The organism is Microcoleus vaginatus FACHB-2002 (assembly GCF_040004035.1).
GTDB classification, from domain to species: Bacteria; Cyanobacteriota; Cyanobacteriia; order Cyanobacteriales; family Microcoleaceae; genus Microcoleus; species Microcoleus vaginatus_C.
On record NZ_JAMPLN010000059.1, the window covers coordinates 1 to 26952 of the forward strand.

19 protein-coding genes are annotated in these 26952 nt (G+C 45.4%); 13 read left to right on the top strand and 6 right to left on the bottom strand.

The genetic code is table 11. The annotated features are described in order from the left end of the window. Positions 1-85 precede the first annotated feature (85 nt). Positions 86-946 carry a hypothetical protein gene (locus NDI35_RS28095; RefSeq protein ID WP_445315575.1) on the bottom strand — a complete coding sequence of 287 codons (861 nt, stop codon included), beginning with the start codon at positions 944-946 and terminating at the stop codon, positions 86-88. Between the two features lie 259 nt (positions 947-1205). Between NDI35_RS28095 and NDI35_RS28100 the strand changes: the two genes are divergently transcribed. From NDI35_RS28100 to NDI35_RS28135, 8 genes are all read left to right on the top strand, one after another. Beyond that, positions 1206-1424, top strand: a complete 219-nt coding sequence (locus NDI35_RS28100) for a hypothetical protein (protein WP_445315576.1) — start codon at positions 1206-1208, stop codon at positions 1422-1424. 254 nt (positions 1425-1678) lie between these two features. Continuing rightward, positions 1679-1873, top strand: coding sequence for a hypothetical protein (locus tag NDI35_RS28105; protein ID WP_445315577.1), 195 nt, complete (start codon positions 1679-1681; stop codon positions 1871-1873). A 149-nt stretch (positions 1874-2022) separates the two neighbouring features. Next, complete coding sequence (locus tag NDI35_RS28110; RefSeq protein WP_445315578.1) at positions 2023-2814, top strand: sigma-70 family RNA polymerase sigma factor; 792 nt, start codon at positions 2023-2025, stop codon at positions 2812-2814. Then, positions 2804-3964, top strand: coding sequence for a DUF1822 family protein (locus NDI35_RS28115; protein WP_445315579.1), 1161 nt, complete (start codon positions 2804-2806; stop codon positions 3962-3964). The genes NDI35_RS28110 and NDI35_RS28115 overlap by 11 nt, the downstream gene beginning before the upstream one ends. A gap of 31 nt (positions 3965-3995) precedes the next feature. Next, on the top strand, positions 3996-5867 hold the full coding sequence (locus tag NDI35_RS28120; RefSeq protein ID WP_445315580.1) for a CHAT domain-containing tetratricopeptide repeat protein: 1872 nt from the start codon (positions 3996-3998) through the stop codon (positions 5865-5867). Continuing rightward, entirely contained in the window at positions 5864-6970 is a 1107-nt protein-coding gene (locus NDI35_RS28125) for a hypothetical protein (protein WP_445315581.1), read from the top strand. Before NDI35_RS28120 ends, NDI35_RS28125 begins: the two co-directional genes overlap by 4 nt. Positions 6971-7254: 284 nt before the next feature. After that, entirely contained in the window at positions 7255-14145 is a 6891-nt protein-coding gene (locus NDI35_RS28130; protein WP_445315582.1) for a CHAT domain-containing protein, read from the top strand. 164 nt (positions 14146-14309) lie between these two features. Further along, positions 14310-15317, top strand: a complete 1008-nt coding sequence (locus NDI35_RS28135) for a tellurite resistance TerB family protein (protein WP_445315583.1) — start codon at positions 14310-14312, stop codon at positions 15315-15317. Positions 15318-15656: 339 nt separating this feature from the next. On the opposite strand, the gene NDI35_RS28140 is transcribed toward NDI35_RS28135, so the two are convergent. The 3 genes from NDI35_RS28140 to NDI35_RS28150 all read right to left on the bottom strand — a co-directional run bounded on the left by NDI35_RS28140 (position 15657) and on the right by NDI35_RS28150 (position 19873). After that, positions 15657-16220 (bottom strand): RNA recognition motif domain-containing protein, encoded by a 564-nt coding sequence (locus NDI35_RS28140; RefSeq protein ID WP_333094544.1) that lies wholly within the window; start codon positions 16218-16220, stop codon positions 15657-15659. A 976-nt stretch (positions 16221-17196) separates the two neighbouring features. Next, on the bottom strand, positions 17197-19746 hold the full coding sequence (locus NDI35_RS28145; RefSeq protein ID WP_445315584.1) for a M48 family metalloprotease: 2550 nt from the start codon (positions 19744-19746) through the stop codon (positions 17197-17199). A 4-nt stretch (positions 19747-19750) separates the two neighbouring features. Further along, positions 19751-19873 (bottom strand): hypothetical protein, encoded by a 123-nt coding sequence (locus tag NDI35_RS28150; protein ID WP_445315585.1) that lies wholly within the window; start codon positions 19871-19873, stop codon positions 19751-19753. A gap of 170 nt (positions 19874-20043) precedes the next feature. On the opposite strand from NDI35_RS28150, the gene NDI35_RS28155 reads away from it, so the two are divergent. Next, a complete protein-coding gene (locus NDI35_RS28155) occupies positions 20044-22998 on the top strand; it encodes a hypothetical protein (protein ID WP_445315586.1) in 2955 nt (984 codons plus the stop codon). Positions 22999-23225: 227 nt separating this feature from the next. Here the strand turns inward: NDI35_RS28155 and NDI35_RS28160 are convergent, their stop codons facing one another. Then, complete coding sequence (locus NDI35_RS28160) at positions 23226-23495, bottom strand: hypothetical protein (protein WP_445315587.1); 270 nt, start codon at positions 23493-23495, stop codon at positions 23226-23228. An 88-nt stretch (positions 23496-23583) separates the two neighbouring features. Here NDI35_RS28160 and NDI35_RS28165 point away from each other — a divergent pair, with 88 nt between their 5' ends. From NDI35_RS28165 to NDI35_RS28175, 3 genes are read left to right on the top strand one after another with little or no spacing between them, the layout of a single operon-like run. Further along, the gene (locus NDI35_RS28165) at positions 23584-23841 is read left to right on the top strand and encodes a hypothetical protein (RefSeq protein ID WP_445315588.1); all 258 of its coding nucleotides are present in this window, start codon (positions 23584-23586) and stop codon (positions 23839-23841) included. A gap of 46 nt (positions 23842-23887) precedes the next feature. Beyond that, positions 23888-24151, top strand: a complete 264-nt coding sequence (locus tag NDI35_RS28170; protein WP_333085681.1) for a type II toxin-antitoxin system Phd/YefM family antitoxin — start codon at positions 23888-23890, stop codon at positions 24149-24151. After that, a complete protein-coding gene (locus NDI35_RS28175) occupies positions 24148-24474 on the top strand; it encodes a type II toxin-antitoxin system RelE family toxin (protein WP_445315589.1) in 327 nt (108 codons plus the stop codon). Before NDI35_RS28170 ends, NDI35_RS28175 begins: the two co-directional genes overlap by 4 nt. 88 nt (positions 24475-24562) lie before the next feature. Here NDI35_RS28175 and prfC read toward each other — a convergent pair whose 3' ends face one another. After that, the gene (gene prfC, locus NDI35_RS28180) at positions 24563-26191 is read right to left on the bottom strand and encodes a peptide chain release factor 3 (RefSeq protein ID WP_190735310.1); all 1629 of its coding nucleotides are present in this window, start codon (positions 26189-26191) and stop codon (positions 24563-24565) included. 103 nt (positions 26192-26294) lie between these two features. On the opposite strand from prfC, the gene NDI35_RS28185 reads away from it, so the two are divergent. Then, positions 26295-26639, top strand: coding sequence for a DUF4870 domain-containing protein (locus NDI35_RS28185; RefSeq protein ID WP_333067728.1), 345 nt, complete (start codon positions 26295-26297; stop codon positions 26637-26639). Positions 26640-26952 lie beyond the last annotated feature (313 nt).

Sequence of the window (26952 nt, forward strand, 5' to 3'; positions counted from 1 at the left end):
GAGCGTCACAATATCTCAAATGGGTTCAAAGAACCGCTCTTGACAGGATGCTCTTTTATATCTTGCCCTTTTTGTCAAGTACAATTTATACCAAATTAGATGAGCTTACCCTGGTTGGCGAACCCATTGCTAGGACTCTAATGAGATCGGCGTTTGCAGATCCTCCCATTTCTTTCAAACCATCTTCTAGGAAAAAGTTGCCTTGAGAGTGACCGACTAGAATTAGAGAATTATTTGGCGTTACGAGCCATTCACTTGTTTGTGGAACCCACAAGCTATTTACATCTTGACTAGGCGCAATATCTGCATACCAGAATTGTTTAAGAGCCTCCTTTAAATCAGGGTTAAGAGAATCAAACAAACTATTAATTGCAGTGTCTAAAGGAGTTGGAAGAAATTCTTGCAAAAATTTGATTGCTTTAGCAGTGAAATCATCATCTCTGAAAAGGTCAACTGCACTTCCGCCACCAGCAAAAACGTTCACAAAGCTTTCAACTAATTTGTAAGCGTCTTTAAAATTCTCAAATAAATCGAAAGCATTTTTTACTGTATCAAGAACCGAGCCCAAAAACTCACCCAAATCCAACCCTGAATCATTAGCATCTTTATACCGTTTTGAATCTTTAAATGTATCTTTCCACTTAATACTATCAAGAGCCATGTTAAAGAGAAAATCAGTCGCAAAAGAAGCAAGGTCTACAAAATCTTTTCCACCTGATGAATTTAAGTATCTGTCATCTAGTTGAATTGAGCCTCGAAAACCTGATGCATCTTGCGCCCATTTATTGTTGCGGATTTTCCATTGTGCGTCAAGTAAATTCAGGTCACGATTAAACTCAAAATCGAGAGTCCGAATACCATTGACATAGAGAAGATGAGATTTCCCCCCTTCTTCAATTAGTTGATCGTAAATTTTATCGAAATCAAATTGTTTAGGAGTAGCCATGATAATTGTCCTCGCGTGGTAGATACAATGTGTTCTGAAAATTGACAAAGCGACTCTATCGACAAGCCCGATCGCACTTCTGCACTTCTGCACTCTCTAGCTGTCGTATATCCGTCATTTACCCAAACTGAAGTCTCGCGAAGCGCGATCGCACTTCAACTCTGTTGTCGCAATTACCAGTTCAAATGAACTCAATAAATGCAACCGTGGAAATAGATTAAACCAACATCGGAAGAAGCCCTTTCCAATATCCGTTGGGATGTTGGTTCGGATTTCGATCGGGAAGTTACGGGCGATCGGACTTTTGAATAACTCTCAACAAGTGCGATCGAACTTCGTAATTTCCCTTCTGTATATTTATCAGGGTGAGCTCAGTGGTTTTATGCAAAACTCTCAAGTTTTTTTTGATAAAGTTTTGCAAACACTGGTGAAAGTACAGAACAACGGGTGTTTTCGGGATTTAAGGGCGATCGAATAACGCACTTCCCCACATTCCGGCGGGGAATTCATTCCCCGCCTCATAGCCAAAGTCCTCTCAAAAAGGACTGGTAAATTCTTCAGTCGTCTTCAGACGACTTTCGCTTTGAGGCAGGGGTTGAAACCCCTGCCGGAGTTCGGGATTGCGAGATAGCCGGATTGCGCGATCGATCTGGTTGTTAGCGCCAAAGATCGATCGCCCCTAAAGCCTTTTTGTTCTTCCTATTTACTTATCGGGGTGAGCTCGGTAGTTTTATGCAAAACTCTCAAGTTTTTTTGGTCGAGTTTTGCAAAGACTGCGTGGAAGTACGGAACGACGGGTGTTTTGGGGATTTAAGGGCGATCGATGTTACGCACGGGTGGTCAGAAACCGGGTTTTTCGCAGAATACTTCGTTACAAACCTGCATCAAAACCAAAAACCCGGTTTCTTTGGTTTTGATGCGCCTTAACAAAAATTCACATCTAATTAAACGACCCAATCCACCGCACAGCAAGACTTTCAACCATCCGCTGAAAAAAACTTTCAGAATTTCGCATAAATTCCTCCAACTTATCCTGATAAGTAAATGTAGGAACAAAGTTGCGGCCGCACTTAACTATGACTGATAAATCCAACCCCTCCGAGGGAGAAGACCACTTATCCGACGAATCCGATGCTGTTGGGTGCTCAGTAAAATCGGAAAAGTTCGATCAAGATCCCGCACACCAGCAAATCGTCGAACTCGTCACCAAAGCTTGCCAACAGCCCCCCGGCAGTATCCAGCGAGGTCGTTTCTTGAATCAACTAATTCGAGAGATTCTCAAATCCGGCAAACTCTGGAAACCAAAAACACCTTACTATGAAGAGGCATTGCAAGAAACCTGGATCTATCTCAATCGAAATTTATGTGAAGCTACCACAGCAAAACGACCTTACGATCCCGAAGAAAGCCTGATTACTACTTGGTTAAATCGCTATCTCAAAATGCGGCTGTTTGATTGTCGTCTGGCCCCAATAAAAGAAAGTGACACACCAAACCGCCGTCGAATAGCGTCCTCAGAAGGAAAACAAGATGAAAAAAATATCAATCCCATTGACTATCTCGCCGCCGATTCTGATGTAACTTTCTATTTAGACGAAGTTATAGAATGGATCGAAACCGATCCAAATAACGAGTTGAAAAGCAGACACGTTAGAGGAAAACCGCAGATAAATTGTCAAGTTTTATTGCAGCGCAAATGTTTGTACGGTCAAAGTCTTCAAGAACTCGCCAAAGAGTTTGGCTGCGCGCATTCTACTTTATATCAATTGTTCAAAAATGACTGTCGTCATCTGCTACAAAAATTTTGCGAAGACCAAGGATATCAAACTTTAAATATACCAGGAGTGTACCAGAACAATGAACCATAGCAACCTTTGGGAAATCGAATCTTTGCCGATGCCAATTACTCAGAAGGCACTGCAAGTCGCTCAGCAGTTTGCCACCCAACAGCGCCACCCGCAAAGGCACGAGCAAGTTTATCTCAATACTTTGGCAGTGCTGGCAGTTCGCGATTATCTAAAAATCATTGATATTGAAACTGACTTGACTGAATGCGATAGCTGGAATCCCGTAATTCGCCTGTTTACAGATGCAGGAGATTTGTATGTTAAAGGATTGGGAAAAATCGAATGCCGTCCAATTAATAATCGGCATCAAAATCCAGAAAATGGCAATCATAATTCCTCGGCACATCCGCCTGAGATTTGCCCGGTGCCGGTGGAAGCAAGGGCAGAACGCATTGGCTATATTGCAGTAGAAATTGATGAGGAGGAAAAGGAAGCGAGATTGCTTGGTTTTTCTCCAAATGCGGATGCGGGGGAATTAGTATTGAGCGAATTGCATTCCCTGGATGATTTCTTAGGGCATCTAGAACATTTGTTGGAATCTAAAATTAACCTCAGTCAGTGGTTTATGAATGTATTTACGGCTGATTGGCAGCCTTTTGAAGCGGTATTTAACCCGCAAGCAAAAACTTCTCGTGTTCAAATTGAAAATCCGGTTAAATCTAATTTAGGTAAATGGTTGCCAAATTTTGCAGAAATATTTTTGCAGCAATTGGAGGAAGGTAAACAAAAGTTAAAAAATCTGATTTACCCTGACGAAACCCCCAGTTTTGCATTCCGAGGAGGTGGAAATTCGAGAGAAGAATCTGCGTTACAGGGCAGTCAAAGTAGCATCAATAGGTTTCCCGAAGCCGATGTCACGCGGGCTAAGTTGATTGACTTGGGAATGCGGCTGGGAAGGACAACGGTTGCTTTGTTAGTGGCGATTGCTGAAGAGAGCGATCGCACTGTCAGAGTTCACGTTCAACTGCATCCGGCGATCGGAGAACGTTACCTGCCCCAGAATATTAAACTTTCCTTAATATCCGACATCGGTAAAAATCTAACCGAGTCACAATCAAGGATTCAGGAGAGGTACATTTTGCTGAAGGATATTGAGGTAGATCGAGACGAGAGTTTTAGTATTCGAGTAGCTTTAGATGATTTTAGCGTCACAGAAAATTTTGTGGTATGATATCTCGATTAACTCTACTCGCGTCTAATTTATGAGCTTAAGATTTATCTTGGGTTTAGGGATTGGGGATCTACACAAGGGTTTTCCCGACATCACAGGGGAGTTTCAAGAAAACCAAACAACAGTTCATAAATTTAAAGGAAGTTTGCCACCAGCCGCGGAAGTTGATGATCTGCAAAAAAGATGGCAACTTATTTGTCGTGCGGGAAAATCTAGCAACATCCTTTCTAGAATTAAAGTTAAGGCTACAGGGACAACCAATATTTCTGAAGATAATCCTCAATTGATCTATCAATATTTGAATGAATCTATGAGGCTGTGGCTGAGTAGTGAGGAATTTTATGCGGGAATTGAGCATAATTTTAGAAATGTAGTTGATGCGTTTGGTGGTCGAGATCAGTGCTTTGAAGTATTTCTCGAAATCAAAGATTCGGAAAATTGGCATCTGCCTTGGGATGCGTGGAAATTTCGCGAAGATTACAAAAACTGTGAAATAATTAAAAGTCCGTCCCAGTATAGAAAAGCTCTCAAAAAGGCAACTACAGGCGGAATGCCTCTGCCTTCGCGAGGTAGAATTTTATGTGTCTCCGGTAATAGTGAGGGACTAGATCTGAAACAAGATGAGAAAAGTCTTCAAAGGTCTTTGGGCGATCGCTGCGAGTTACAATTTATTCAACAACCAACCCCTCAACAGTTGCGCGATCATCTTTCACAGGATGAAAAAAACTGGCAAATTTTGTATTACGGCGGACATAGCGATAGCAATTCTGTCAATGGATGGCTCCATATCAATCAAGCAAATTGCGATAATAATGTCACAATAGACTATTTAAAAGATGGCTTAGAAAAATCAATTTTTCAAGGATTGGAGTTGCTAATTTTAAACTCGTGCTCTAGCCTCCAATTGGCAGCAGATTTAGTAGCGGGAGGCTTGCCTTTACCGTCAATGATTGTGATGCGTGCGCCGATACCAGATAAAATTGCTCACGATTTTGTTAAGTCTTTATTCGGATATTTAAGCAAAGAATATCCTTTGTTTTTAGCAGTACGAAAAGCTAAGGATTATTTACAGAAGTGGGAATCTGAGTTTCCCGGTGCGAGTGCGATACCAGTGCTCTGTCAGCAGCCAACTTTTGAGGGGTTGACTTTACTGCAATTAAAGCACGATCGCCTGCTTGTGTCTGTGGCCGATGTTTTGGGTGATACTGGGGGCGATCGCCGAAACAACGATATCTCTCTTTTTATTTCTAATTTGATGCAGCGCCTGGGAATCGGTTTAGCTACTACCGCTAGCAGTTATATGTTAATGGGCCCGATACTTGCCCCAGTTGCTAATCAAATTGGCATGGAAAACCACCGTCAAAATAAACCTTTAATGGCGAAAAAATTCTACAAATTAGCAAGTTTAATTAACCTAAATTATGCACAACCTTACTATAACTTAGCTATGTTGTGCGACGAATTGAATGACGATAGAGGTGCGTTAGAGGCAATGCAAAATGCTGTATTGCGAGGACTTCCTGATGCTTCTGCTCAAATATCTAAATTATTCATTCGCAAGGATAAACATCAAGCAGCTTTAAAAGCGATCAACCTTTGTTTAGAGCACGCTAAACACGACGGAGTAAAAGCTGCTTGTATCAAAAATCGCGGCTGGATACGGTTCAAAGAACAGCAGTATGACGATGCCGAAATAGATTTTCAAACAGCAATTGGATTGAAAGAGAATAGCCCGGAAGCTCAGTGTTTTTTAGCACAGGTTCTGGAAACTAAAGGTAAGCCACATGAAGCGTTAGAACACTGGAAACAAACGATTAAATATTCTAAATCTAGCGTACCAGAACAAGATAAATGTATCCAAACTGCCAAACAACATTTACGAATAAAAGGAAATATAAGATGAAAATCAGGATTGCAGTTTTTATAGCTTTAAGCTCGATCGCAACTACCGCACTAGCAGCCAGTAACAGAATATCCAACGGACTGATTATCCATAGTAGCGGGGAAGTTGCGATCGAGCGCCAAAACGGGCTAATTGTCCGCCCTACCAGCGGTACGCCGATTTATCCGGGAGACAAATTGCGAACAGCACAAAACGCCCAACTGACGATCCAATGTGCCGATTGGGGAATTAAGTCGATCGCACCGGGTGAAAATCAATTGAATAGCTGTTTGTTAGCCAAAGAAGAGTCGAAATCGGATTGCAGCACCGACTTGATTAAATGTCCCGATCGCGGCGACGGTAAAATTGCTTGGAATAGCGCGCCAATTCCTTATATTATCAGTCCGGGGCGCACGAAATTGCTAGACAGCAAGCCAATTTTGCGGTGGAATCCGGTTGCTGGTGCTACTAGCTATAAGTTGAGCCTCCGCGAAAATGGAGCGAAATTAAACTGGGAAATGACTGTTAGCGGTACTGAGGCTGTCTATCCGGGGGAACCAGTGCTGAAACCGGGTGTTAGGTACCGATTGATTGTCGAGGCGAATACGGGCGTTTCTTCAGAAAGTGCTGTGGGAGGAGGAGATACAGAGTTTGGGTTGCTGGATGAGAAGCAGGTTCAGGCCGTTAAGGATGCGGTTGGGGCGATCGACAAACAAGTACCTAACGAAAACGCCAAAAAATTAGCAACTTCTAGCGTTTATCTTAACACAAACTTGATTGCCGAAGCAAGAGAAATTTTAGAAAATTTACAAGAAACAGGCATGGAAACACCGCCCATTTATCGCACGTTGGGCGACCTGTATCTGGAAAAGCTACAACTCGTTCCCCAGGCTGAAGTCTACTATTCCAAGGTGATTAATACGGCGAAACCTGACGATATTGAGGAGTTGACGGCCGCTCGATACGGATTGGGACAAGTTCATTCAGCCATGAGAAATAATCTGGAAGCTATGAAATATTTGCGAATGGCAAAAGATGGATATACAACTTTGGGAGATTTGCCAATGGCGGAAAAGGTAGAGAAGCAATTGCGAGATTTGCAAAGGAGGGAAGACAGGAAATAGTAACGGGCTGTGACGTTAATTCCGGCAGGAATTGTGACATTAATTCCGGCAGGGAATTCATTCCCTGCCTCAAAGCAAAAGTCCACTAAACTGGACTGATATCAAACTTTTTTCGACAGTCTTCTTCAGTGGACTAATACCAAACTTTTTTCTACAGTCCTCTTCAGAGGACTTTCGCTATTAGCCAGGGAATTCATTCCCTGGCGGACTTTGGGACTGTCAGAGGGCGCTGGCGGACTTTCGCAATTATCAGAGTGTACGAGATATCATCTACTAACAAAACCATGAAATCAACACACAAAAAACCCCGCTTTTTCCTCACCTTTCTCTCATTTACCGCCTTAGCAATGTGGGAAATAGGACTTTTCGCCCCATCCCAAACAGCCACAGCCCAAATTACCCCCGCAACCGACGGCACGAATACTCAAATTACTCCCAGCGGCAACCAATTTAACATCAACGGCGGCCAACAATCCGGCGACGGCACAAATCTATTTCACAGTTTCCAAGAATTTGGTTTAACTCAAGGACAAACTGCTAACTTTATATCAAATCCCAATATCCGCAATATTTTAGGGCGAGTTGTCGGCGGCGATGCTTCGTTAATTAACGGATTAATTCAAATAACGGGCGGCAATTCCAATTTATTTTTAATGAATCCGGCGGGAATTGTATTTGGCACAAATGCCAGTTTGAACGTGCCTGCTGCTTTCACTGCTACTACTGCGACGGGCATCGGTTTTGGCAATAACTGGTTTAGTGCGGCTGGTACTAATAATTATACTCAATTAGTCGGAAATCCGAATACTTTTGCTTTTACAAATACACAGCCGGGAGGAATTGTCAATTTAGGCAATTTGGCAGTGGGACAAGGGCAAAATTTAACTTTATTGGGCGGCACGGTTTTGAGTACGGGACAAGTTTCTGCACCGGGAGGAAATATTACTGTTGCGGCTGTACCGGGTGAGAGTTTAGTCAGAATTAGTCAACCGGGAAATCTGTTAAGTTTGGAGATTCAGCCGCAATCTGTCGCGGGGAGTTTGCCTCAAAATTGGGTGTGGCCAGTTGCATCTTTGCCGCAGTTGTTGACTGGTGGCGGGGGAAGTGCAACGGGGGTGACAGTTAATTCTCAAGGGCAAGTAGAATTAACTGGTGGTGTGCAAGTAGAGAATGCAGATGCAGTTGCTAAAGGCGTAAGCGCGGGAAGTGCAACGCTGTCAGCTTATCGCAATTTGACATTAGTTGAAAGTCTGTTGCGTACAACGGGCGATTTGAATTTGCTGGCTGACAATACTGTGCGGGTGCGCGACAGTGTGGCAAATCCGTTTGTGGCGAATGCTGGCGGAAATCTCTACATTCAGGGAAATCAAAGTATCGATCTTTTGGCGCTGAACCATCTTTCGCAAACGCCTTTTGTAAGTGGTGGAAATTTGACTTTAGCGAGTGATGGCATGATATCTACAGATGCTCACTTTAGAAGTGGCAGTAAGACATCGATTGTTGATTTATCTGGTAAACCTGCGAATTTTATTAGTCTGTACGATCCAATTTTTACGCAGCCTGATGACTATACTTCTGGGGGTTACACGGGTGCATCTCTCAAGGTAGACACAACTTCGGGTACTGGAAATATTACTTTTAATGGAGATATCAGTATTACGAGTGCCGATGCAACTTATGCTGGTGCTTCTCCGGGTACAGATGAATTTATTTTGGGCAATTCGCAAGCGGTAATTTTGCGATCGGGTGGCGACATTAAAGTTGGAATTATTGGCTATTCAGGACCAAGCAATACCCAAGGACCTGTAATTATGCAAGCTACAGGTAACATTCAAACAGGAAGAATTTCGACAATAGGTCTGGGAGGTAACGCTGGTTATATATTTTTGAATGCAGGGGGAAATATTTCAACCGAAACACTTAGCACTCAAGTTGATAGTGGTGATGGCAGTGGCGCTGATATTACTGTGAATGCAGGTGGCAGCTTTACTTTTATAGTAGGAAATGAAATTGGGAGGGATGGTATACTTACTGGCGGAGTTAGTGGAAGCGGTAATATTATCATTAAAGCGAAAAACGATATCACGCTCGGCTGTAATGCTGGCTTTGATTGTTTAACAACTTTTACACCGACAGGTTCTAGCACAATAGCTACTAGAAAGAGCGGTAACATTACTATCATCAGCGAACAGGGTGCTATTATTTTCCAGGGTTCCTCATCTATATATACGGGTGATTACATCGGCATTCCTGGTTTTATAAATTTACAAGCAAAGGGTAATATTACTTTAAATACGATATCCACATTAAATTATGGTTCTTCATATGATGGTGGGAATATCACTATTACGAGCCTAAATGGCAATATTGAGATTGGAGATATCAATACTTCTTCATACACTGGTAATAAAGGTGGCAATATTACTATCTCTACAAGTGGAAATATTAAAACAGGTGATGTATTAAACTATAGTACATTGCAAAATGGGAGTATGAATTTTACTAGCACTAATGGCAGCATCACTACAGGGATCTTAAACTCAACCGGCTCTCTAACAGGGACAATTTTGATTAACGTCAACTCGGAAAATGGAGGCTCGATTACCTTAAATGCAGCTCGCGATATTACCACAGGCAACCTTTATGTTAAGGCGAAGCAAAACGGTGGCCCGATCGCACTTACGAGCACTGCCGGTTCCATAAATACCGGAACGATCGATGTCACGGGCGATCGCGCTGCTGGAAATATTACCATTCAAGCCAACAGCGGCATCACAACACCGACAACAGGAACCGCGATCGCGGGTACTTCTAGTAACGGCAACGGTAGCAATGTTACTTTATCTACTGCCAGCGGTGACATTAATATAGGTGGCGTGTCAGTATCGGGAATACAGGGTGGAAATCTTAACTTGACTAACACCAACGGTACAATTAACATCGGAGCGATCGATACCACGGGCGCGAGCGCTGCTGGAAAAGTCACGATTCAAGCTGACAGCGGCATCACAGCAGCGACGCTTACAGGTGTTTCTACTAATGGCAATGGCAGCAACGTTAGTTTGTCTACTACCAAAGGTGACATTAATATAAGTGATGTATTAGTCGGAGGCAAATTACAGGGTGGAAATCTTGAATTTACTAATAAAAATGGTAATGTCACTACAGGTAAGCTAACTACAAGTTATAATAGTTCATCTGCGGGTGTTACAACTAACAAAGGTGGCACTGTCAATTTAAATGCTCAGGGAAATATTACTACCAATGCGATCGGATCAAGTGGCACCCAAGACGGTGGCTCAATAACCTTTAAAAGCGGCGGATCGATCGACACTACGGCCGGAATCATCAATGCAATGGGCGGCAACAACGGCGGCAATATTTCCCTAGAAGCCACCAACAATATCACTACAGCCGGAATTGGGAACTCGGCTGTATTATTAAGCGGGTTCAACGCCAACAGTGGCAATCTTCGCATTCAAAGCGGCGGTAATATCGACACAACTGCCGGCCCAATTATTACCGCTGCAGCAAATGGTAAGGGCGGAGGAATCACCATAAATGCTGGCGGAACAGTTTCGACATCGGATATTAATTCCCGCACTTTCGCTCCCAGCATTACTGTGACTGGCGGCAATATTGATGTCCAGGCAAATGACTCTATTACTGCCAAGGGCAAGATCGAAACTAACCGCAATAACATTACTTTTAACGCTCCGCTGACATTAGGTGATAACCTGTCGGTAAAAATTTTAGAGACTGGCGATATTACTTTTAAGTCTACTGTTGACGGGCCTTACAGTCTGACTGTTCAACCCGATGCCGGAAGTGTTGATTTTGGCGATGCTGTTGGCAGTGTTACTCCCCTCAACAGCGTCAGTATTCAAGATGATATTCCCGAAACCTCCGATGCAATTAACATTATTACTACGAATAATATTACAGCCAAAAATATCACCTCACCCGCCGGAATTTCTTTGTTTAGTGAGAACGGAGAAATCACAACAAAAAATCTTGATGCGACTTCCCCTAACAATGGTGGCAATATAGATTTGAATGCGGGAACTAATATTACTGCGGGCGATATCAATACCTCGTCTGCTGGTAATGGCGGCAGTATCTTGCTCGACGCTACCGGAAGTATTAATGTTGGTAAAATTGACTCTTCGGCAAAGGGGAATGCAGGGAATGTTACAGCTTATAACCGCAGCACTTCTGGCAATATTACTGTCAGTCAAATTGATGCTCAGAGTCAGGGCAGCGGTATCGGTGGAAATGTGGAGATTCTGATGGGAATGTTTTTTCGATCGCTCAATTCCTTCACAGACAGAAACGGCATCAATGCTAGCATTTCTACGGCTGGAAGTCCTGGAGATGCTAACGGCGGTACTATAATTATCCGCCACGGAGGCGCAGGATTAACGCCGTTTATTGTCGGCAATTCCCAGACAAATGGAACGGCGGGTGCACTTACTAGGGGCAATAGTAATCCCATACAAACAATTTTGCCGGATAACTCCTATCTTTATACTCACAGACAGGATGTCGATCGCATTCAAATTAATTCCGTACCGCCGCCAATAGTTGCACCCACACCAGCAGCTACTCCAACACCCGCAGCTACTCCAGCGCCCGCACCCACACCAGCAGCTACTCCAGCGCCCGCACCCACACCCGCAGCCACTCCAACGCCCGCACCCACACCAGCAGCTACTCCAACGCCCGCACCCACACCAGCAGATACTCCAACGCCCGCACCCACAGCCGCAGCTACTCCAGCGCCTGCAGGCACACCCTCCCCGCAACTCCCACCGCGTTTACCCCTCGCACCTTCGGCAACACCCGAAAGCTCGATCGCACCTGCCCCAACACCGGAAAGCTCGATCGCACCTTTCCCAATTCCCCAAATATTTATTGAACCTTCGGCAACACCCGAAACTTCGATCGCACCTTCGGCAACACCCGATCCGATACCTGGTTTTCCCATCGACTTCCAACTACCTGAATTGCCCGATTCATTCGTACTGCCACCCCGCGCGCGCCCCACACAGCCCTCAACACCCACAACCCCAAACGCTGCTGCCCGCATAGCTTCGAGACCTACCCTTCCCTCTGTTTCCCAAATCACCTCCTCCCTCGGCGCTCAACCTGCGATCGCCCCCCAACCTTCAAACGCGCCAAATCCCGCGCCCACAGCCCCTCTTGCCTCCGTAACCCAGCCCGTAACTCAGATTCAGCCAGCACCTGCAAGCTCGATCGTACCCGCGCCTGCAAGTGCGATCGTACCAGCGCCTGCACCCGTCCCCGCAACCGCTGTCAGCCCCAGCCAGACTCCCCAACAAAATTTAGCTTTTTTAATTGGCGATTTATTGGGTGCTGAAACTTCTTTCGAGCTAAATCCTGAAACTGGAAATACCAGAGTTGGCTTTCAACTAGAAAATAATCGACAAATATCGATCGACATACCGCCCGTTGAAACACCCAATATTACCTTTATCCCAGCATCAGAAAACCCTCCAGAAAACCTGCCGCAGCTTGGCGCTTCTTCCACCGAACAACCCGACGGATACATAGTCTTAAATCCCGCTCCCGCCGAGACGCCTCCTCCAGAACAACCTGCTGAAAACCCTACTAATTGGTTGGCCAATATTCCCCAAATCTCTCTGCCGCAAATAGAATCACCTCCCGTTAATCCAGTACCCGCACCAACTCCAGCGCCCGCACCAACTCCAATTCCCGCACCAATTCCAGCCCCCGCCCCAACTCCCGAACCAACTCCCACTCCCCCTCCGATGGCAGAAAATCCCCCACCTGCAGATATCCCAAATCTCTTTCCGTCACAAATTAGCAGGTCGCTCGTAGAACAAACTTTAGAACAAGGCAATGCTAACGATGCTGTTGCTCTAATTGACCAACTCTTTGAACAAGACTACGAAAATTATTATGGGGAAAACTTCACGGATCAACAAGTTAATTTTCAATATGTGAGAGAAACTCTGAAAACAATTAAGGAGGAAACGGGGAAGCAAGCTGTAATTGTTTACGTGATCGTCCGTCTCGAAGAATTATCTTTAGTGTTAGTAGTTCCAGACGGCCCTCCGATTCTCAAAACTATTCCGGTCAGTAGCGCAGTTTTGCTGGGAAAAGTGGCAGAATTTCATCGCTATTTGGGTCAATCGAATGATTCGCAAAGTGAAGAATATTTGCCAATAGCTGAGCAACTTTACCAGTGGTTAATTGCGCCGATTAGTTCAAATTTAGAAGCATTAAATATAGATACGCTAGTGTTTTCCTTTGATGCCGGTTTGCGCCAACTACCGCTAGCAGGTTTGCACGACGGCAAGCAGTTTTTAGTAGAAAAGTACAGTGTAGGCTCAATTCCCAGTGTCAGCCTGAGTAACACAAAGTATAAAAGTTTGAAAAACGCTCAAGTTTTAGCGATGGGTGCTTCCGAATTTCCACACACCGATCAAGATCCTTTGCCTGCGGTGCCGATCGAATTATCTGCGATCGCCGGTACCAGAAGCGACAGGAAAAATCAAGCGGGATTGAGCAGAAATGAAAGTTTTCTCAATCCTGCTGCCGAATTACCCTTGTGGCGGGGACGGTCTTTTCTCAACGAAAACTTTACCCTAAACAATCTCAGCAAACAGCGACAGCAACAGGCATTTGATATTGTTCACTTTGCTACTCACGCTAGCTTTCCGCAACATCAAAACGGACGCAAGGAAGCTGAGATTCATTTGTGGAACCGTTCTTTGGCGCTGGATGAATTTAGATCGGCGAAGTGGTACGATCGCCGACAAGTAGAGTTATTAGTGCTGAGTGCCTGCCAAACTGCGATCGGGGACAATACAGCAGAAATGGGATTTGCTGGACTGGCCGTCCGCAGCGGTGTCAAATCAGCGCTAGCGAGTTTGTGGAAAGTTAAGGATATCGCCACTTTGGGACTGATGACCGAGTTTTATGGCAATTTGCGATCGGAAAACATTAAAGCTGAAGCGCTCAGAAAAGCTCAACTGGCAATGATCCACAAACAAATTGTAGTAAAAGACGGTCAATTGCGGGGAACTCAAGGCGCGATCGACATTAATCAAGCTACACAAGTAGCAAATGCAGATTTCTCTCACCCGAAATTTTGGGCCGGATTCACAATAATTGGCAGTCCTTGGTAAATTAATTGGAGATTTGATATTCACCAGTGGTAAGGTGTAAGGCTAGACGCACCCTACATTGACTGGCGGGATTTTGCAAAAAGTAAATGTATCCCTGACTACTATCTTTTTATGTCATAAATTTGCTATGAATAGCAAAACTAAACACTAGCGGGGCAAAACCTGTGGGCAAGTTTGATAAAATATTCAATTCAGAAGACCAATCCGAAGCAAGCTTGACTTTAGAAGAATCCGTAGCAGCGGTAGCATTTGTGGCAGCGGAGGCAAATTCCCCTGATACGGATGCTGATATCTTAGAAAGCATACTTTGGGAATCAGAAATATTTGCTGAATACTCGGAAGATGATATGTCAGCAATGTTTCAAAAACTCGACGGTATTGTTGCCCAAGACGGTTTAGGAGCATTATTTAATACTGCTTGGGAATCCATGCCAGATGAGTTAGTGTTGGATACTTTTGCAATAACCGCAGCAATGTTTGTCGCAGATGGCGAAATCTCTCAGAAGCACCAGGCTTTTCTTCAGGAATTCCAGCAAGCATTAGGTGTGGAAGACGAGGAAGCAGCAGAAATTATTGAGGATGTAACTGCTGCTTACTCGGAAGTAGAGGGCGAAGAGTCTGATTTCCATGCGGCATGGTACGTATCTCCTGAAGGCAATTTTAGCGTTCCCATTCCAGTTGACGAGGAACGAGGCGGTAAAATTGATGAGCAAGAAAGCTGTGTCGCATTTTCAGACGACTTTGGCGTTTTGCTGAAAATTGATTATTTCCCTGTTGCTGGTGAAGTTGAAGAAACTATCGAGTCGGTTGGCGAGGAAGCTTATCTCAAGTCTTTTCTCGACAATTTTGTTTCTCAGGCAATTCTTGCTAATGTTGCCAATTCTAAGTTACTCCACGCAGAATATTTAGAAGATGAAGAAGCTTATTTCGTGGTTTTAGATTTGCCTGCGGGTGCAACTATCAGCGTGCAAGAAAACGAGGGTCCTCTGACTCGGTTGGATGCTTACCGGGGACTTTTGGCTTTTATTGCTGACGATTTTTGCTACACGGTAAGCTGTCAGCGCATTTATCACGAGGGGGATGAATTGGGTTCGCTGGAGTCTGAAGTTGAGGGAATTATGAACAAGATTTTTGAGTTTATTGAGACAATTGAATTCGGGCCGATCGAATAAGCAGGAATTATTTAGGAGGGCTAAAAACCGGGTTTCTTTCTAAATGTTTCGCTGCTTAACTCTATATTTTCAGAGAAACCGGGTTTTTTGCCAACCATTCTCAGGATATGACATCGTGTCCGCTCGATCGACCAAAATCAAACTGGTTGGTAATGAAGACTGGAGTTTTCATTACTTCCCCGATCGCGGTTATTGTACCGCACTGCTAGATATTAGAGGTTTTTTACCATAAAAGAGTGCGATCGAGAACAGGGTTATTTGACCCATTCTCGATCGCACTTCCAGATACATTCAGTCAACCAGAGTCGAGAGGCAGCAGCAATTAGCCGCCATTTTCGACTAATTAGTAGTCTGAGCTTCCACCAATCTTTGCTTGAGTTCTTCCAGAGCACTCGCCCAGCGCGGATCTGGCTGCACCGAGCCGGAATCAGCGCTCGACACCGTTGCTGCTGACTGATTGCGGCGAGACTTGTTGTTGTCACCCCGACGGCGATTGCTTTTGCTGGAACCGCCTCCACCTTGGGTAGGAGGAGCCGAGCGCTGCTGTTGCTGCGGCGCAGGCACAGGCATAGGCACAGACGCCGATGCCGACACCAACTGCGGTGACTGCGGCGACTGCTGCTGATCGTCTTCGCCCTTCTCAGATTTACCCTTAGAGCGGGGCAATGCCTTCTCTATTTTCAGCGGGTTTTCTTTGAACATCAAGCCATTGTATTTCTCAATAACTTGGTCGGCTTGTTCGTCGGTTAGCACCGTCACAAAACCAAATCCTCTGCATTTTCCAGTTTTGCGGTCTGTAATTACCTTTGTGGTAACAGATTCGCCCTCCGGTGCAAAAACTTCTTGCAATTCTTGGCGATCCAGTTCCTTCGGTAGATTGCCAACATAAAGACGAATAGACATGAAAAATTCCTCCCGACTTGGATTTTAATTAATTTGCTCGAACAGAATTACCTGAAGTCAACTGAATATTGACTTCAGGCAAACACCACATAACCCGAGAATTGGCGCATTCCTCCCACCAACCTTGACAGCTCCCCCCACCTTTTAGAACAAAAAGATGATTTACTCTGATAAGGCCGGAACTTAACCGCCGATGCAGAGAGCTTTTAAATCTCAGGTTGTTGTGTAAACTTTTAGTCATCACTCAAATGTTTAGGCTATTGGCTATTCTGTATTACTTGCTTCCGGTTTTGATTCAGAATGTTTATAGCCAGCGCCGTCTAGAAATTTATGTCCAAGGATGTCAATTGCAAGCGATCGGAATGCCAGTATTCAGTTTAATACAGTGATGGATAAAATGGCTAACATTTTTTCAGCCAGTAATCTTACCTCGATCCTAATCTCGCTCCTAATGCTGAGAACTACTCACTTACCCGGTATCCCTTAAATCAGGCCCGGCAGAGTCCGAGCATTCTTTAAAGGTATCACAGCCTTGGTAACAGAGCTAGTTATTTAGGAAGATTTCAGTCTGAATTTAACGGAAACCACATCTGAATCACTTTTGAGAATTCATCCCGCACAGCTAAAATAGCGGTCGAAAAAAAACAGCCGACAAGCGGCTGGCTGTACTTGCTGTGTTGGGATGTTGACAATTTTTACGCAATGCCTTAAGGGATTTTAGCCAACAGAAGTTATCGCGCTGTTTGGTTCAATCCAATTCATGTAAACTAATGTAACAGACTGCGGGCAAAAAAGCAACTTTTCTTTACGAAGGAAGAAGGAAGTTCGGCAACGGATTTTGTAACGGATGTAACGGATAGACTGTAGGGTGCGTAGGGAGCCACTCCAGAATCCGATCGCCCCTCCGCTGTTTAACTCAAAACCGATCGAGGCTGCGCGTTGAGACCGATTCACCCCACAATCGGACAACTATTCCTCACCTTGGGCCCTGGATAATGATGTATGCGCCCCAAATAGCAGCAGCAAAGGCCAAAATCGCAGACCAAATCGGATGTCCGCTGTCACTGACTTTCCCTCCTTGACTGCGGAGACTTTCAAGGTCGATCGCCACAGTAGCACCCCGGCGCAGCCAACCAGTCGCCACAACAGATGTTCCGATCAAATCGCTAGGGCGAGTAGTCTCTTTGAATAAAAATGGCCACAAAGAGCCAATGTAGCCAAACCTCGAAACATAGTGCAACCTCACCAACCCTGTCGCCGTTTGCAAAATCAAATCTTGTCCCAGCCAATTACTCATACCCGATCGACCCAAAAGTTGCCCTTCCAGCCGCACCGGTTCAGCATCCAGCGGCAAACTATCGGGATTTGACAAAATTTCCGGCAAACTCGGCGAAGCCGTTTCTCGCGGTATAATATCCGGGAAGAAATAATTGATCCGCATCAAAGTACCGATGCTAAACCCGATCGGCAAACAGCCCCAAATAATCGATCGATCGCCCCAAAGCCAATCCAACTGCCATATACTCGTCCTCGAAAAAATCCACCCAATCAGCCAAAGCACCCCGACTATCGCCAAACTCATCGGAATTCCAAAAAACGGCGCACCCTGTAAAAATAGTTTTGAGTCTTTAAATTCGAGTATTGACTTAAACAGAGACAATTTTCCTTTCGTGGGTTGTTCTTGCACTCCCGCGTTTGCCAAATCTAACTCTGTCTCCAGTTGCCAGAATTGAGCATAAAGAGCCAACAGCTTCAAACGCTCTCCCAGCAAAGGATGCGCCCGGTTAACCGTCAACCAATTGCGCTCCTGATTGCTGACATCCCACAGCAAAATCTGTTCTAGCGGCGCGTGTAATGCAGCAGAACCAAGGGTTACAGCTTGTCCAACGCCTACCGGTAACAATAGATCGAAACTTTCGAGGAAAAAGCTAGTTTGTTTTTGCTGCTCGATATTATCAGCAATGCCGATCGCAATTTTAGACAATGCCCGCGTCAAACCGTTAGGATTACCCGTAATTTCTGCAGCAGTGCGATCGCTAAAATACACTCTGCGGCGCGACAGCCACAACATCGGCCAGCGCAACAACTTATAAATCCCGTAACTGGTAGCAGAAATTGCAGCGGCCACAAATTTGACAGCAGAACGCAAAAACTCGATCGTCATTAAATCACACAACCGCTCTTGCCAGTGCGCCACCTGCCAATAAATCAGGTAAGGAATCTGAATCACCAGCAGCGCCAGCGACATCGGCGCAAAATCCCAGTGAGAGATATGGCCCAACTCCCGCGCGAAAATAGTGGCAATTTCATCATCCGTCAATTGTTCCAACAGCCCGCGACTCACAGCAATCCGAGCAAAACGGGGCAAACAGCCGTAACTGAAAGCTACAGGAACATTCAGCGGCAAGAGTTTCAGCACCGGCACCGGCATATTTTGCTTGGTACAAAAGCTTCGCAGTACCCGACTAGCTTCCTTGCTGTGCTTGGATAAAACTGACCCGCGCAGAGTTTCGATGCCGCAAAACAGTTTCAGCAGCGCGTCTATCAGCCACGGAGACGAGGCCAAAAGCAATCCAAACACCATCTGAACAAACGGAGTTGGATCGCGGTAAAAAAGCTGAATCGGCGCGAAAATAGGCAGTCTACTGAATATGTAAAGCTGAACCAACAGAGAATTAGTGTTTGTCAGCAGGAATTGCAGGATAAACCGGGCTAGGAAAAATAGGGCGATCGCACTTGCAACGGCTTGCAGCCGAAACTCCAGCAACTTCAGCGGTTTGAGCGGGCGCGGGCTTTTGGCGCGCCCTGCTTCGCGCCAAGTGAGTTGGTAAGTATCTGGGCTGGCGAATCCGGGGATATCTGTTGGGGAACCGGAACTATTTTCGCCGCTAATTTCTGTATCGGGTGCGGTTTCGGTCGAGTTTTCCGGTTCTGAAGTCTGGCTTGTGGGGGGTGGAGGTGGCGGGGAAATATGTGTCGATTTGGCGTTTCCAGGTTCTAAAGCAGGCTCTAAAGGTAAAAATCCTGTTTTTTTATCTGCGGTCGGTCGATCGCCCCCAATCGTTTTTTTCGGCGATTTAGTTCCGGCATCAAAGGCGACAAAGCCTGTTTCGGGGGGAGTTTCTGCGGATTTTGGTTTATTTTCCGGTGGTTTTGGGGGGCGAGGGGGGGTTAATTCTGTTAAAACGCGATCGGCCCAAGTTTTGACTTGAGAGTTGGGACTTTTGGCGAGGGAAGAGCACAGGGCGATCGCCTTTTTGACATTACCGGTTGCTTTGTACGCACCCACTAACCCCATCTGCGCGCGGATTCCCGACGGCTGATTAGCTGCGGTTTGAGTAACGGATTCTAAAAGGGCGATCGCGGTGGGGTAATCCTGCTGTTTCAAAGCTGCTAGCCCAGCCTCTAGAGACTGTTTTGCAGATGAATCCGCCGGATTTGGATTAGTGGGAGGTGCCATGACTGTGCTTTCGCTAGCGTCCTTTCTAAGATAGCTTGGGTGGTCGATCGATAGCTGTTCTAACACAGCTCTATTTCTCTGTCACCATTTGTTGCTGTTTCTTCGGCGGTTGAAACCGCTTAATAGTCAAACTTTCGGCCACTCCAAGCGGGCGATCGTTGCGATCGGGCAGGAGTTTAAACCCCTGCCTCAAAGCTAAAGTTCTGGCTATGAGGACTGATGAATTATGCTAAATCCGGGTTAAATATTTCCTCGATCTCTTAGTCTCTTAGAGAGAAACTAAAGTTTGTGTAGACGCGATTTCACTCGCTGAGCCAATCTAATTTTTGCTTATAATTAAATTAATACCTCACCTGCACACTTATGCCAATTGACGACGAAGATTTTGAAAGCGAATCTATCGGGGACGATCGCAAACTCCAACTCTTCACCGACAGACACGAATTTACCCGCAGATTTGCCTTTTATTTAAACGACGACCCGCCTCCCGAACAAATTTTGTATTTTTTCGGGGATGGAGGTAACGGCAAGTCATTGCTGCTAAAACACTTGGAGTTTCACTGCTGCAAAAGATTTGCACCGGAGGTATGGCAAAAATGGCGCGAACTCCCTGAATCGCAAGCCGCCGAAGTTGCTAATTTCGTCCGCTATGCAGCAGCTAAAACCTACACTCCCATCCCCGCAGTCAGACACGATTTCGGATTGATACCGATTAAAGAAGATAAACCGCAAGATAGATTTTACGGCTTGCTGATGCTGCGGCGCAATATTGCAGCAGCCACCAAGAAATATAAATTTAAATTTCCCAATTATGACTTTGCTTGCTTTTGGTATTTGCTGAACAAAGGCGAATCACAGGCAACTCTCAACCAACTTTTTCCCGATGATGTGGCGGAATTGGTGGTACCTATAGTTGAAACTTTTGCAGATTTTCCGGTGGTGGCGCAAGCGGTGGCGGTACTCAAAGGGATAGATAAATTCGGCGGGATTAAGCGGGCGATGAAATTAATTCAAAATCGCTTGGGTGTCAGCGATGAAAAGGCGGATCAAATTCGCCGTCAAGATATTGATACTGAGTTAACAGACTATTTGCCGAAATTGTTTGCTGGGGATTTGAATGCGGCAATGGCTGGTAGAAATAAACCCCCTCGCCTCGTGATGCTGTTCGATACTCACGAGAAAATGTGGGATGAAAAACGCAATTCTCAAGGCGCAACTTTTTGGTATCAAGATGAGTGGTTTAGGCGGTTGTTGAGGGCATTGGATTACAAATTGGGGATTGTGGTTGCTGTGGCGGGGCGAGATTGTCCGGTGACGCAATTGCGGTGGCCGAATGCGTCGAAGTTTCCGATTCCCGCAGATTATATAGATGCACAATTGGTTTGGCATTTGTCGCCGGACGATGCGAGGGATTACTTGCACAAAGTGGAGATTGAAAAGACCAATTTGGCAGATGCTGTAATTAAATATGCCAGCGTCAATCCTGATGATAATTGGGAGAATTTGCAGGTACATCCGTTTTATTTAGGTTTGTGCGCGGATGTGGTGCTGGCAGAAAGAAGGCGGGGAATTGAGTTGCTGGCGTCGGATTTTTCGCGGATTCCGAAGTTGGAAAATAAGACGGCGGAGTTAACGGATAGGCTGCTTTTGTATGTGGATCGGGAAGTGCGATTGGCTGTGCATTCGCTGAGTGCTTGCCGCGCTTTTGATGAGGATTTGTATGTGAAATTGGGAGTGGGTTGTCACTTCCAGGCAAGTAGTGCTAATTTTGAGGTTTTGACGAGTTTTTCCTTTGTGTGGAAATCGGAAAAGCGGGGGGATAATTGGTATCGGATTCACGATTTATTGCGGCGCTTGGATGCAGATCGGGATCATCCGAAAACTCGCAGGGCGCATGAGGTTTTAGAGGGGCATTATCGGGAAGTGGGGGATGTGGCTGAGGCAATTTATCATGCTAATCGCTTGGATTGGGAGCGGGGTGTGAAGGAATGGGAAGAGCTGTTTGATGAAGCATTGCGGCTGAGTCGTTACGGGGAATGCGAGTCGCTGCTGGGAGTTAGAGATGAGTTGTGGATTAAAAGTGATTATTGGCTTGGTAGAGTATCGCGCTCGGAGGGAGATTACTATGCTCGCTTGGCTCGATATGTAGAAGCAAGACAGGAACATCTAGAGGCAGTTGCAGCCTATAATTCTGCTTTACTTATTGCACCGGATGATATCGCTGCTCTCACCAACAAAGGGAATGCGCTGCAAAGTCTGGGTGAATTGCAAGCACAGCTAAGTGAATTTGAGACGGCAAAACAGTCTTATTTTGAGGCGATCGCTGCCTGTAATTCTGCTTTACTTATTGCACCGGATTATATTTGTAGTCTCAACAACAAAGGGATTGCGCTACTACGTCTGGGTAATTTGCAAGCAATTCTGAGTGAATTTGAGGCGGCAAAACAGTCTTACTTTGAGGCGATCGCTGCTTGTAATTCTGCTTTACTTATTGCACCGGATTATACCAATGCTCTCAACAGCAAAGGGATTGCGCTACTACGTCTGGGTGAATTACAAGCAAAGCTAAGTGAATTTGAGGCGGCAAAACAGTCTTACTTTGAAGCGATCGCAGCCTATAATTCTGCTTTACTTATTGCACCGGATTATATCGATGTTCTCAACAACAAAGGGAATGCGCTGCGAAGTCTGGGTGAATTGCAAGCACAGCTAAGTGAATTTGAGGCGGCAAAACAGTCTTACTTTGAAGCGATCGCAGCCTATAATTCTGCTTTACTTATTGCACCGGATTATATCAATGCTCTCAACAACAAAGGGAATGCGCTGCGAAGTCTGGGTGAATTGCAAGCACAGCTAAGTGAATTTGAGATGGCAAAACAGTCTTACTTTGAGGCGAGCGCTGCCTGTAATTCTGCTTTACTTATTGCACCGGATTATATCTGTGCTCTCAACAAGAAAGGGAATGGGCTGTTAAGTCTGGGTGAATTGCAAGCACAGCTAAGTGAATTTGAGGCGGCAAAACAGTCTTACTCAGATGCGATCGCGGCTTACAATAGAGCTTTACTTATTGCACCGGATGACATCATTGTCCTCAACAACAAAGGTATTGCACTGAGAATACTGGGTGATTTACAAGCAACATTATCTGAGCAACAGGAAGCACTCAAGAATTGGCAAGAGGCTCTGGAAATGTTTAATCGATCTTTAGCCATTGCTCCTAACAACGATCTGGTTCGCAATAGCCGCGATGCGCTGCAACAACTTCTCGATAATGTGGGTGAGAATACTGTCAGCAGTTACCTCGATCGCAAGGAGTAAAGACGCGGCATTAAAAACGAGGATGTGTCCAGTTAACTTAAACCGAAAGGCCGCCAGGGAATGAATTCCACGGGGCTTTTAGCAAAAGTCCTCGCTATGAGGACTAATGAATTCTTCAGTCCTCATAGCGAGGACTTTTGCTTTGAGGCAGGGGTTGAAACCCCTGCCGGACTCAGGGACAGAGCGTTAAAAGCCCGCCCTCGAATTTAGCTATTTAACCTTGCAGCTTACCGCCCAGATTGTCTCGGCGATGTACCATCAGCCCGCTTCCGACGGATCAGCACACTCATCACCTGCTTCGGATTAGCCGCACGCTGTACGGGACTCCAATCGCCCACTTCTGCAAATCCCAGCCGGTACAAAGTGAGTATGGTTTCCCGGACACCTTTGGGCGAACCGACAACCGTTAACAACACCACTTCCTGTTCGCATACTGCTGCTGAGTCGTTATTTGGGCGATCGGATTTGTTGTCGTCAGGCAAGAATTCCTGTGACATAATATGTTCTCCTGGTTTTGGGTTTTCTAGAAAAACCCAAAAACCCAGCCGCCCCGCATTTCAACACATAGCAGGGCGGCTACAGAGGATGTTAAGATACTCCGTTAGCCTCCAGACTGCTAGTCCCAGTTTGGCGGTTAGCTGTCCATTGCTGTTGGTAGCAGCTTTGGGCAGTGCAACTAGATTTTTGGGCGACGCGGGCTGCCTCCTCTACAAGCAAAGCAACCTCTCAATTCAAAGCGTAGCCGCAGAGGGGGGCCGCCGTCAATCCATTTTGGATTTTAGATTTTGGATCTTAGATTTTGGATTTACTCGTTACCAGGGTCAGCGGCTGGAAACCAGTTAGTTGGGCCGAAATGCTAAATTAAAAGTAATGTTGCTTTAGTACAACCATGTCCAAACGACTCACCATTGCCCAAGCACAGCAGCAGCTTCCAAACTTACCCCAAGAACTTATCAATGAGCCTATCATCATCACTCAAGATGGCGTTCCCGTTATGGCTGCAATCAGCTACACGCATTTGACTGAACTGTTAGAAACCTTAGATATTCTCACCGATACAGAATTCGTTACCAAATTGCGTCAAAGCATCACCCAAGCACGCCAAGGCGAAACTATTTCCTGGGAAAATGCCAAAGCAAAATTGGGACTATGAATCACGAAGAAAATGCGATCGAATATGAGATCCAGCTTACGCCACTGGCACTGGAAATGTTGGAGGCAGTCAAAGATCGACGAGAACAGGAAAAATTGCGCGATCGCATTGATCAACTAAAAGTTGAACCACAAAAGCAAGGCAAAGCCCTTGTAGATAACCTATCAGGATTTCGCAGCATCCGAGCTGTTGGACAGCGCTATCGTATAGTTTATCAAGTCGAACAAGATCGAGTTCTAGTTGTTGTCTTGGGACTAGGGAGACGTAAAGATGGTGACAAAAAAGACATTTACACCATCTTAGAAAAACTGTTAGAGCCGTGATTGTAACTTCTTATATCCGGCGTATTTAAGCCGCATAAATATCATTTGTATGGACACAACAGTGTTGTGTCCTTTGCCTGCGGTAATCTCACTCCTCGCTAACAGCCAAACCCGAAACCACAGGGGCGATCGCATTTAACTTCAACACAGGATGCTCCCCTTCCACCTGGCGGCAATTCCACTCATTTCTAAACAGCAAAACAGGCCTTCCCCAAGTATCTTTTACCGTCACCGTATTAAACAGCCGCCCAACTTTTTCCAGCGCCTCCCAACCGCCGTCAACCCAACGAGCTACACTGTAAGGCAACATATCGATCGTCGTTTCCACATTATATTCCGACTGCATTCTGAACTGCACAACTTCAAATTGCAATTGTCCCACAGCAGCCAAAATTGGCTCGCGTTTCGACTCATCAACCGAGTACATAATTTGCACTGCGCCTTCTTCCTGCAACTCAGAAACGCCCTTGCGGAACTGCTTAAACTTAGAAGGATTGGGATTTCTCAAAAAAGCAAAAAGTTCTGGAGAAAAACAGGGAATCCCTTCATATTCCAGTTTTTGGCCGGTGTAAATAGTATCGCCGATCGCAAATACCCCCGGATTGTTCAAACCTATCACATCGCCCGGATACGCAACCTCGATCGACTCCCGATCCTGAGCAAATAACTTTTGAGGCCTTGACAAACGCACCGTTTTACCACTGCGAGCGTGAGTCACGTTCATGTCCTTTTCAAACTTGCCCGTACAAACCCGAATAAAGGCAACGCGATCGCGGTGTCGCGGGTCCATATTCGCTTGCAACTTAAACACAAACCCGGTAAAGTCTTCATAAGTTGGCGGCAAATCTCCGGCGCTGCTCTTGCGGGCGATCGGCTTCATAGCGTAATCTAAAAACGCATCTAAAAACAGTTCGACCCCAAAATTGCTCATGGCGCTGCCAAAGAAAACAGGCGTCATTTTTCCAGCCCGAACCAAGTCTAAATCGAGTTCAGTTCCCAACTCATCCAGCAGTTCTAACTCTTCTTTGAGCTGATAGTAAAGGTCTTGTTCCAACAAATCTTCAATGCGCGGATCGCCCAATTCGATGACAGTATCAACAGCAGCGCGAGAACCGTGTTTAGCCCGCTCGAATAAGTGAATTTTGCGCGCCCTGCGATCGAAAACACCTTTAAAGCGATCGCCCGTACCTATGGGCCAATTTACCGGATAAGTCTGCAACCCCAATTCTTTCTCAATTTCGTCCAACAAATCCAAAGGTTCTCTGCTAGGGCGATCCAGTTTATTAAAGAAAGTAAAAATAGGCAGACTTCGCAGCTTACAAACTTCAAATAACTTGCGAGTTTGCGGTTCCAAACCCTTAGCAGCATCCTCAAGCATCACTGCATTGTCAGCCGCCGCCAGAGTTCGATAAGTATCTTCGCTAAAATCTTGGTGTCCCGGAGTATCGAGCAGATTAATGTGATATTTTTTATACTCAAACTGCAAAACAGTAGAAGTAATAGAAATTCCCCGCTGCTGTTCCATCGCCATCCAGTCAGAGGTAGCGTGTCGCTGAGCCCGCCGCGCTTTCACCGAACCTGCTTCGTGAATTGCGCCTCCGTACAGCAGCAGCTTTTCTGTCAAAGTAGTTTTACCCGCGTCGGGGTGCGAGATAATAGCAAAGTTGCGCCGGCGCTCAACAGCAGTTAGCAGTTCAGTTTCGAGTTCTGTTGTCATCACAAATTAGGTAGGGGAATCATCACCCGATCGCCATTATAGCCTGTGCTACAGTTGTCATTAAAGGTAAAATTATCACTAAAGTCAAGGAAAGAAAACTAATATGTACGATTCCGACAAGCGGAAGCTGCTATCACTGGTGTGCCACGGGGCGATTTTTTTCAGCACGTTACTGTTCTCGATCGGAGCGCCGATCGCTGTATTGTTAGTATCAGATGACCCCGTTGTCAAAGAAAATGCCACAGAAGCGATCAATTTTCACCTTAATGTATGGGTGTACAGCGCCGTAATTGTGGCGTTAACTGTCGTCACTTTCGGTCTTGCTGGCTTTATCCTAGTGCCCCTAGGTTATCTGCTACACTGGGGACTGACAATAATGGCTATCCTCCACGTTTTGCAAACTCCTAACCAACCATACCGCTACCCTTTTATTTTCCGAATAGTTTAGACAGAAAATCGCGCTTCACCATCGATTTCAATAACCCGATTTCTTTAATAAGAAACCGGGTTTTTAATTGTTTTCTAACTCACATTAAAAATTCAAAAATTAGAGCCAAATCAACTATTAATTATGGTGTCTTCGCCCTGTTGCAGCGCTGTTGTGAACGCTAAGTTGATCTTCCATTGATGTCGGTTCCCACACTATGCTAAGTAGGTCGGCGAAAAAAAACAAAACTATGTTAAGATACATAAAGAAAGGTATAGCTTTAGTGAGGTAATTAATATATGGGCGCTCGATTAAGAGTATTTCTGACTCAAAA

Excerpts from the sequence above, each read along its gene's own strand:
- NDI35_RS28125 (WP_445315581.1), top strand. The coding sequence starts at position 5,864 with ATGAAAATCAGGATTGCAGTTTTTATAGCTTTAAGCTCGATCGCAACT.
- NDI35_RS28105 (WP_445315577.1), top strand. The coding sequence starts at position 1,679 with ATGCAAAACTCTCAAGTTTTTTTGGTCGAGTTTTGCAAAGACTGCGTG.
- prfC (WP_190735310.1), bottom strand. The coding sequence starts at position 26,191 with ATGACAACAGAACTCGAAACTGAACTGCTAACTGCTGTTGAGCGCCGG.
- NDI35_RS28175 (WP_445315589.1), top strand. The coding sequence starts at position 24,148 with ATGAATCACGAAGAAAATGCGATCGAATATGAGATCCAGCTTACGCCA.
- NDI35_RS28185 (WP_333067728.1), top strand. The coding sequence starts at position 26,295 with ATGTACGATTCCGACAAGCGGAAGCTGCTATCACTGGTGTGCCACGGG.
- NDI35_RS28140 (WP_333094544.1), bottom strand. The coding sequence starts at position 16,220 with ATGTCTATTCGTCTTTATGTTGGCAATCTACCGAAGGAACTGGATCGC.
- NDI35_RS28100 (WP_445315576.1), top strand. The coding sequence starts at position 1,206 with ATGTTGGTTCGGATTTCGATCGGGAAGTTACGGGCGATCGGACTTTTG.
- NDI35_RS28130 (WP_445315582.1), top strand. The coding sequence starts at position 7,255 with ATGAAATCAACACACAAAAAACCCCGCTTTTTCCTCACCTTTCTCTCA.
- NDI35_RS28155 (WP_445315586.1), top strand. The coding sequence starts at position 20,044 with ATGCCAATTGACGACGAAGATTTTGAAAGCGAATCTATCGGGGACGAT.
- NDI35_RS28095 (WP_445315575.1), bottom strand. The coding sequence starts at position 946 with ATGGCTACTCCTAAACAATTTGATTTCGATAAAATTTACGATCAACTA.
- NDI35_RS28160 (WP_445315587.1), bottom strand. The coding sequence starts at position 23,495 with ATGTCACAGGAATTCTTGCCTGACGACAACAAATCCGATCGCCCAAAT.
- NDI35_RS28170 (WP_333085681.1), top strand. The coding sequence starts at position 23,888 with ATGTCCAAACGACTCACCATTGCCCAAGCACAGCAGCAGCTTCCAAAC.
- NDI35_RS28115 (WP_445315579.1), top strand. The coding sequence starts at position 2,804 with ATGAACCATAGCAACCTTTGGGAAATCGAATCTTTGCCGATGCCAATT.
- NDI35_RS28165 (WP_445315588.1), top strand. The coding sequence starts at position 23,584 with ATGTTAAGATACTCCGTTAGCCTCCAGACTGCTAGTCCCAGTTTGGCG.
- NDI35_RS28110 (WP_445315578.1), top strand. The coding sequence starts at position 2,023 with ATGACTGATAAATCCAACCCCTCCGAGGGAGAAGACCACTTATCCGAC.
- NDI35_RS28120 (WP_445315580.1), top strand. The coding sequence starts at position 3,996 with ATGAGCTTAAGATTTATCTTGGGTTTAGGGATTGGGGATCTACACAAG.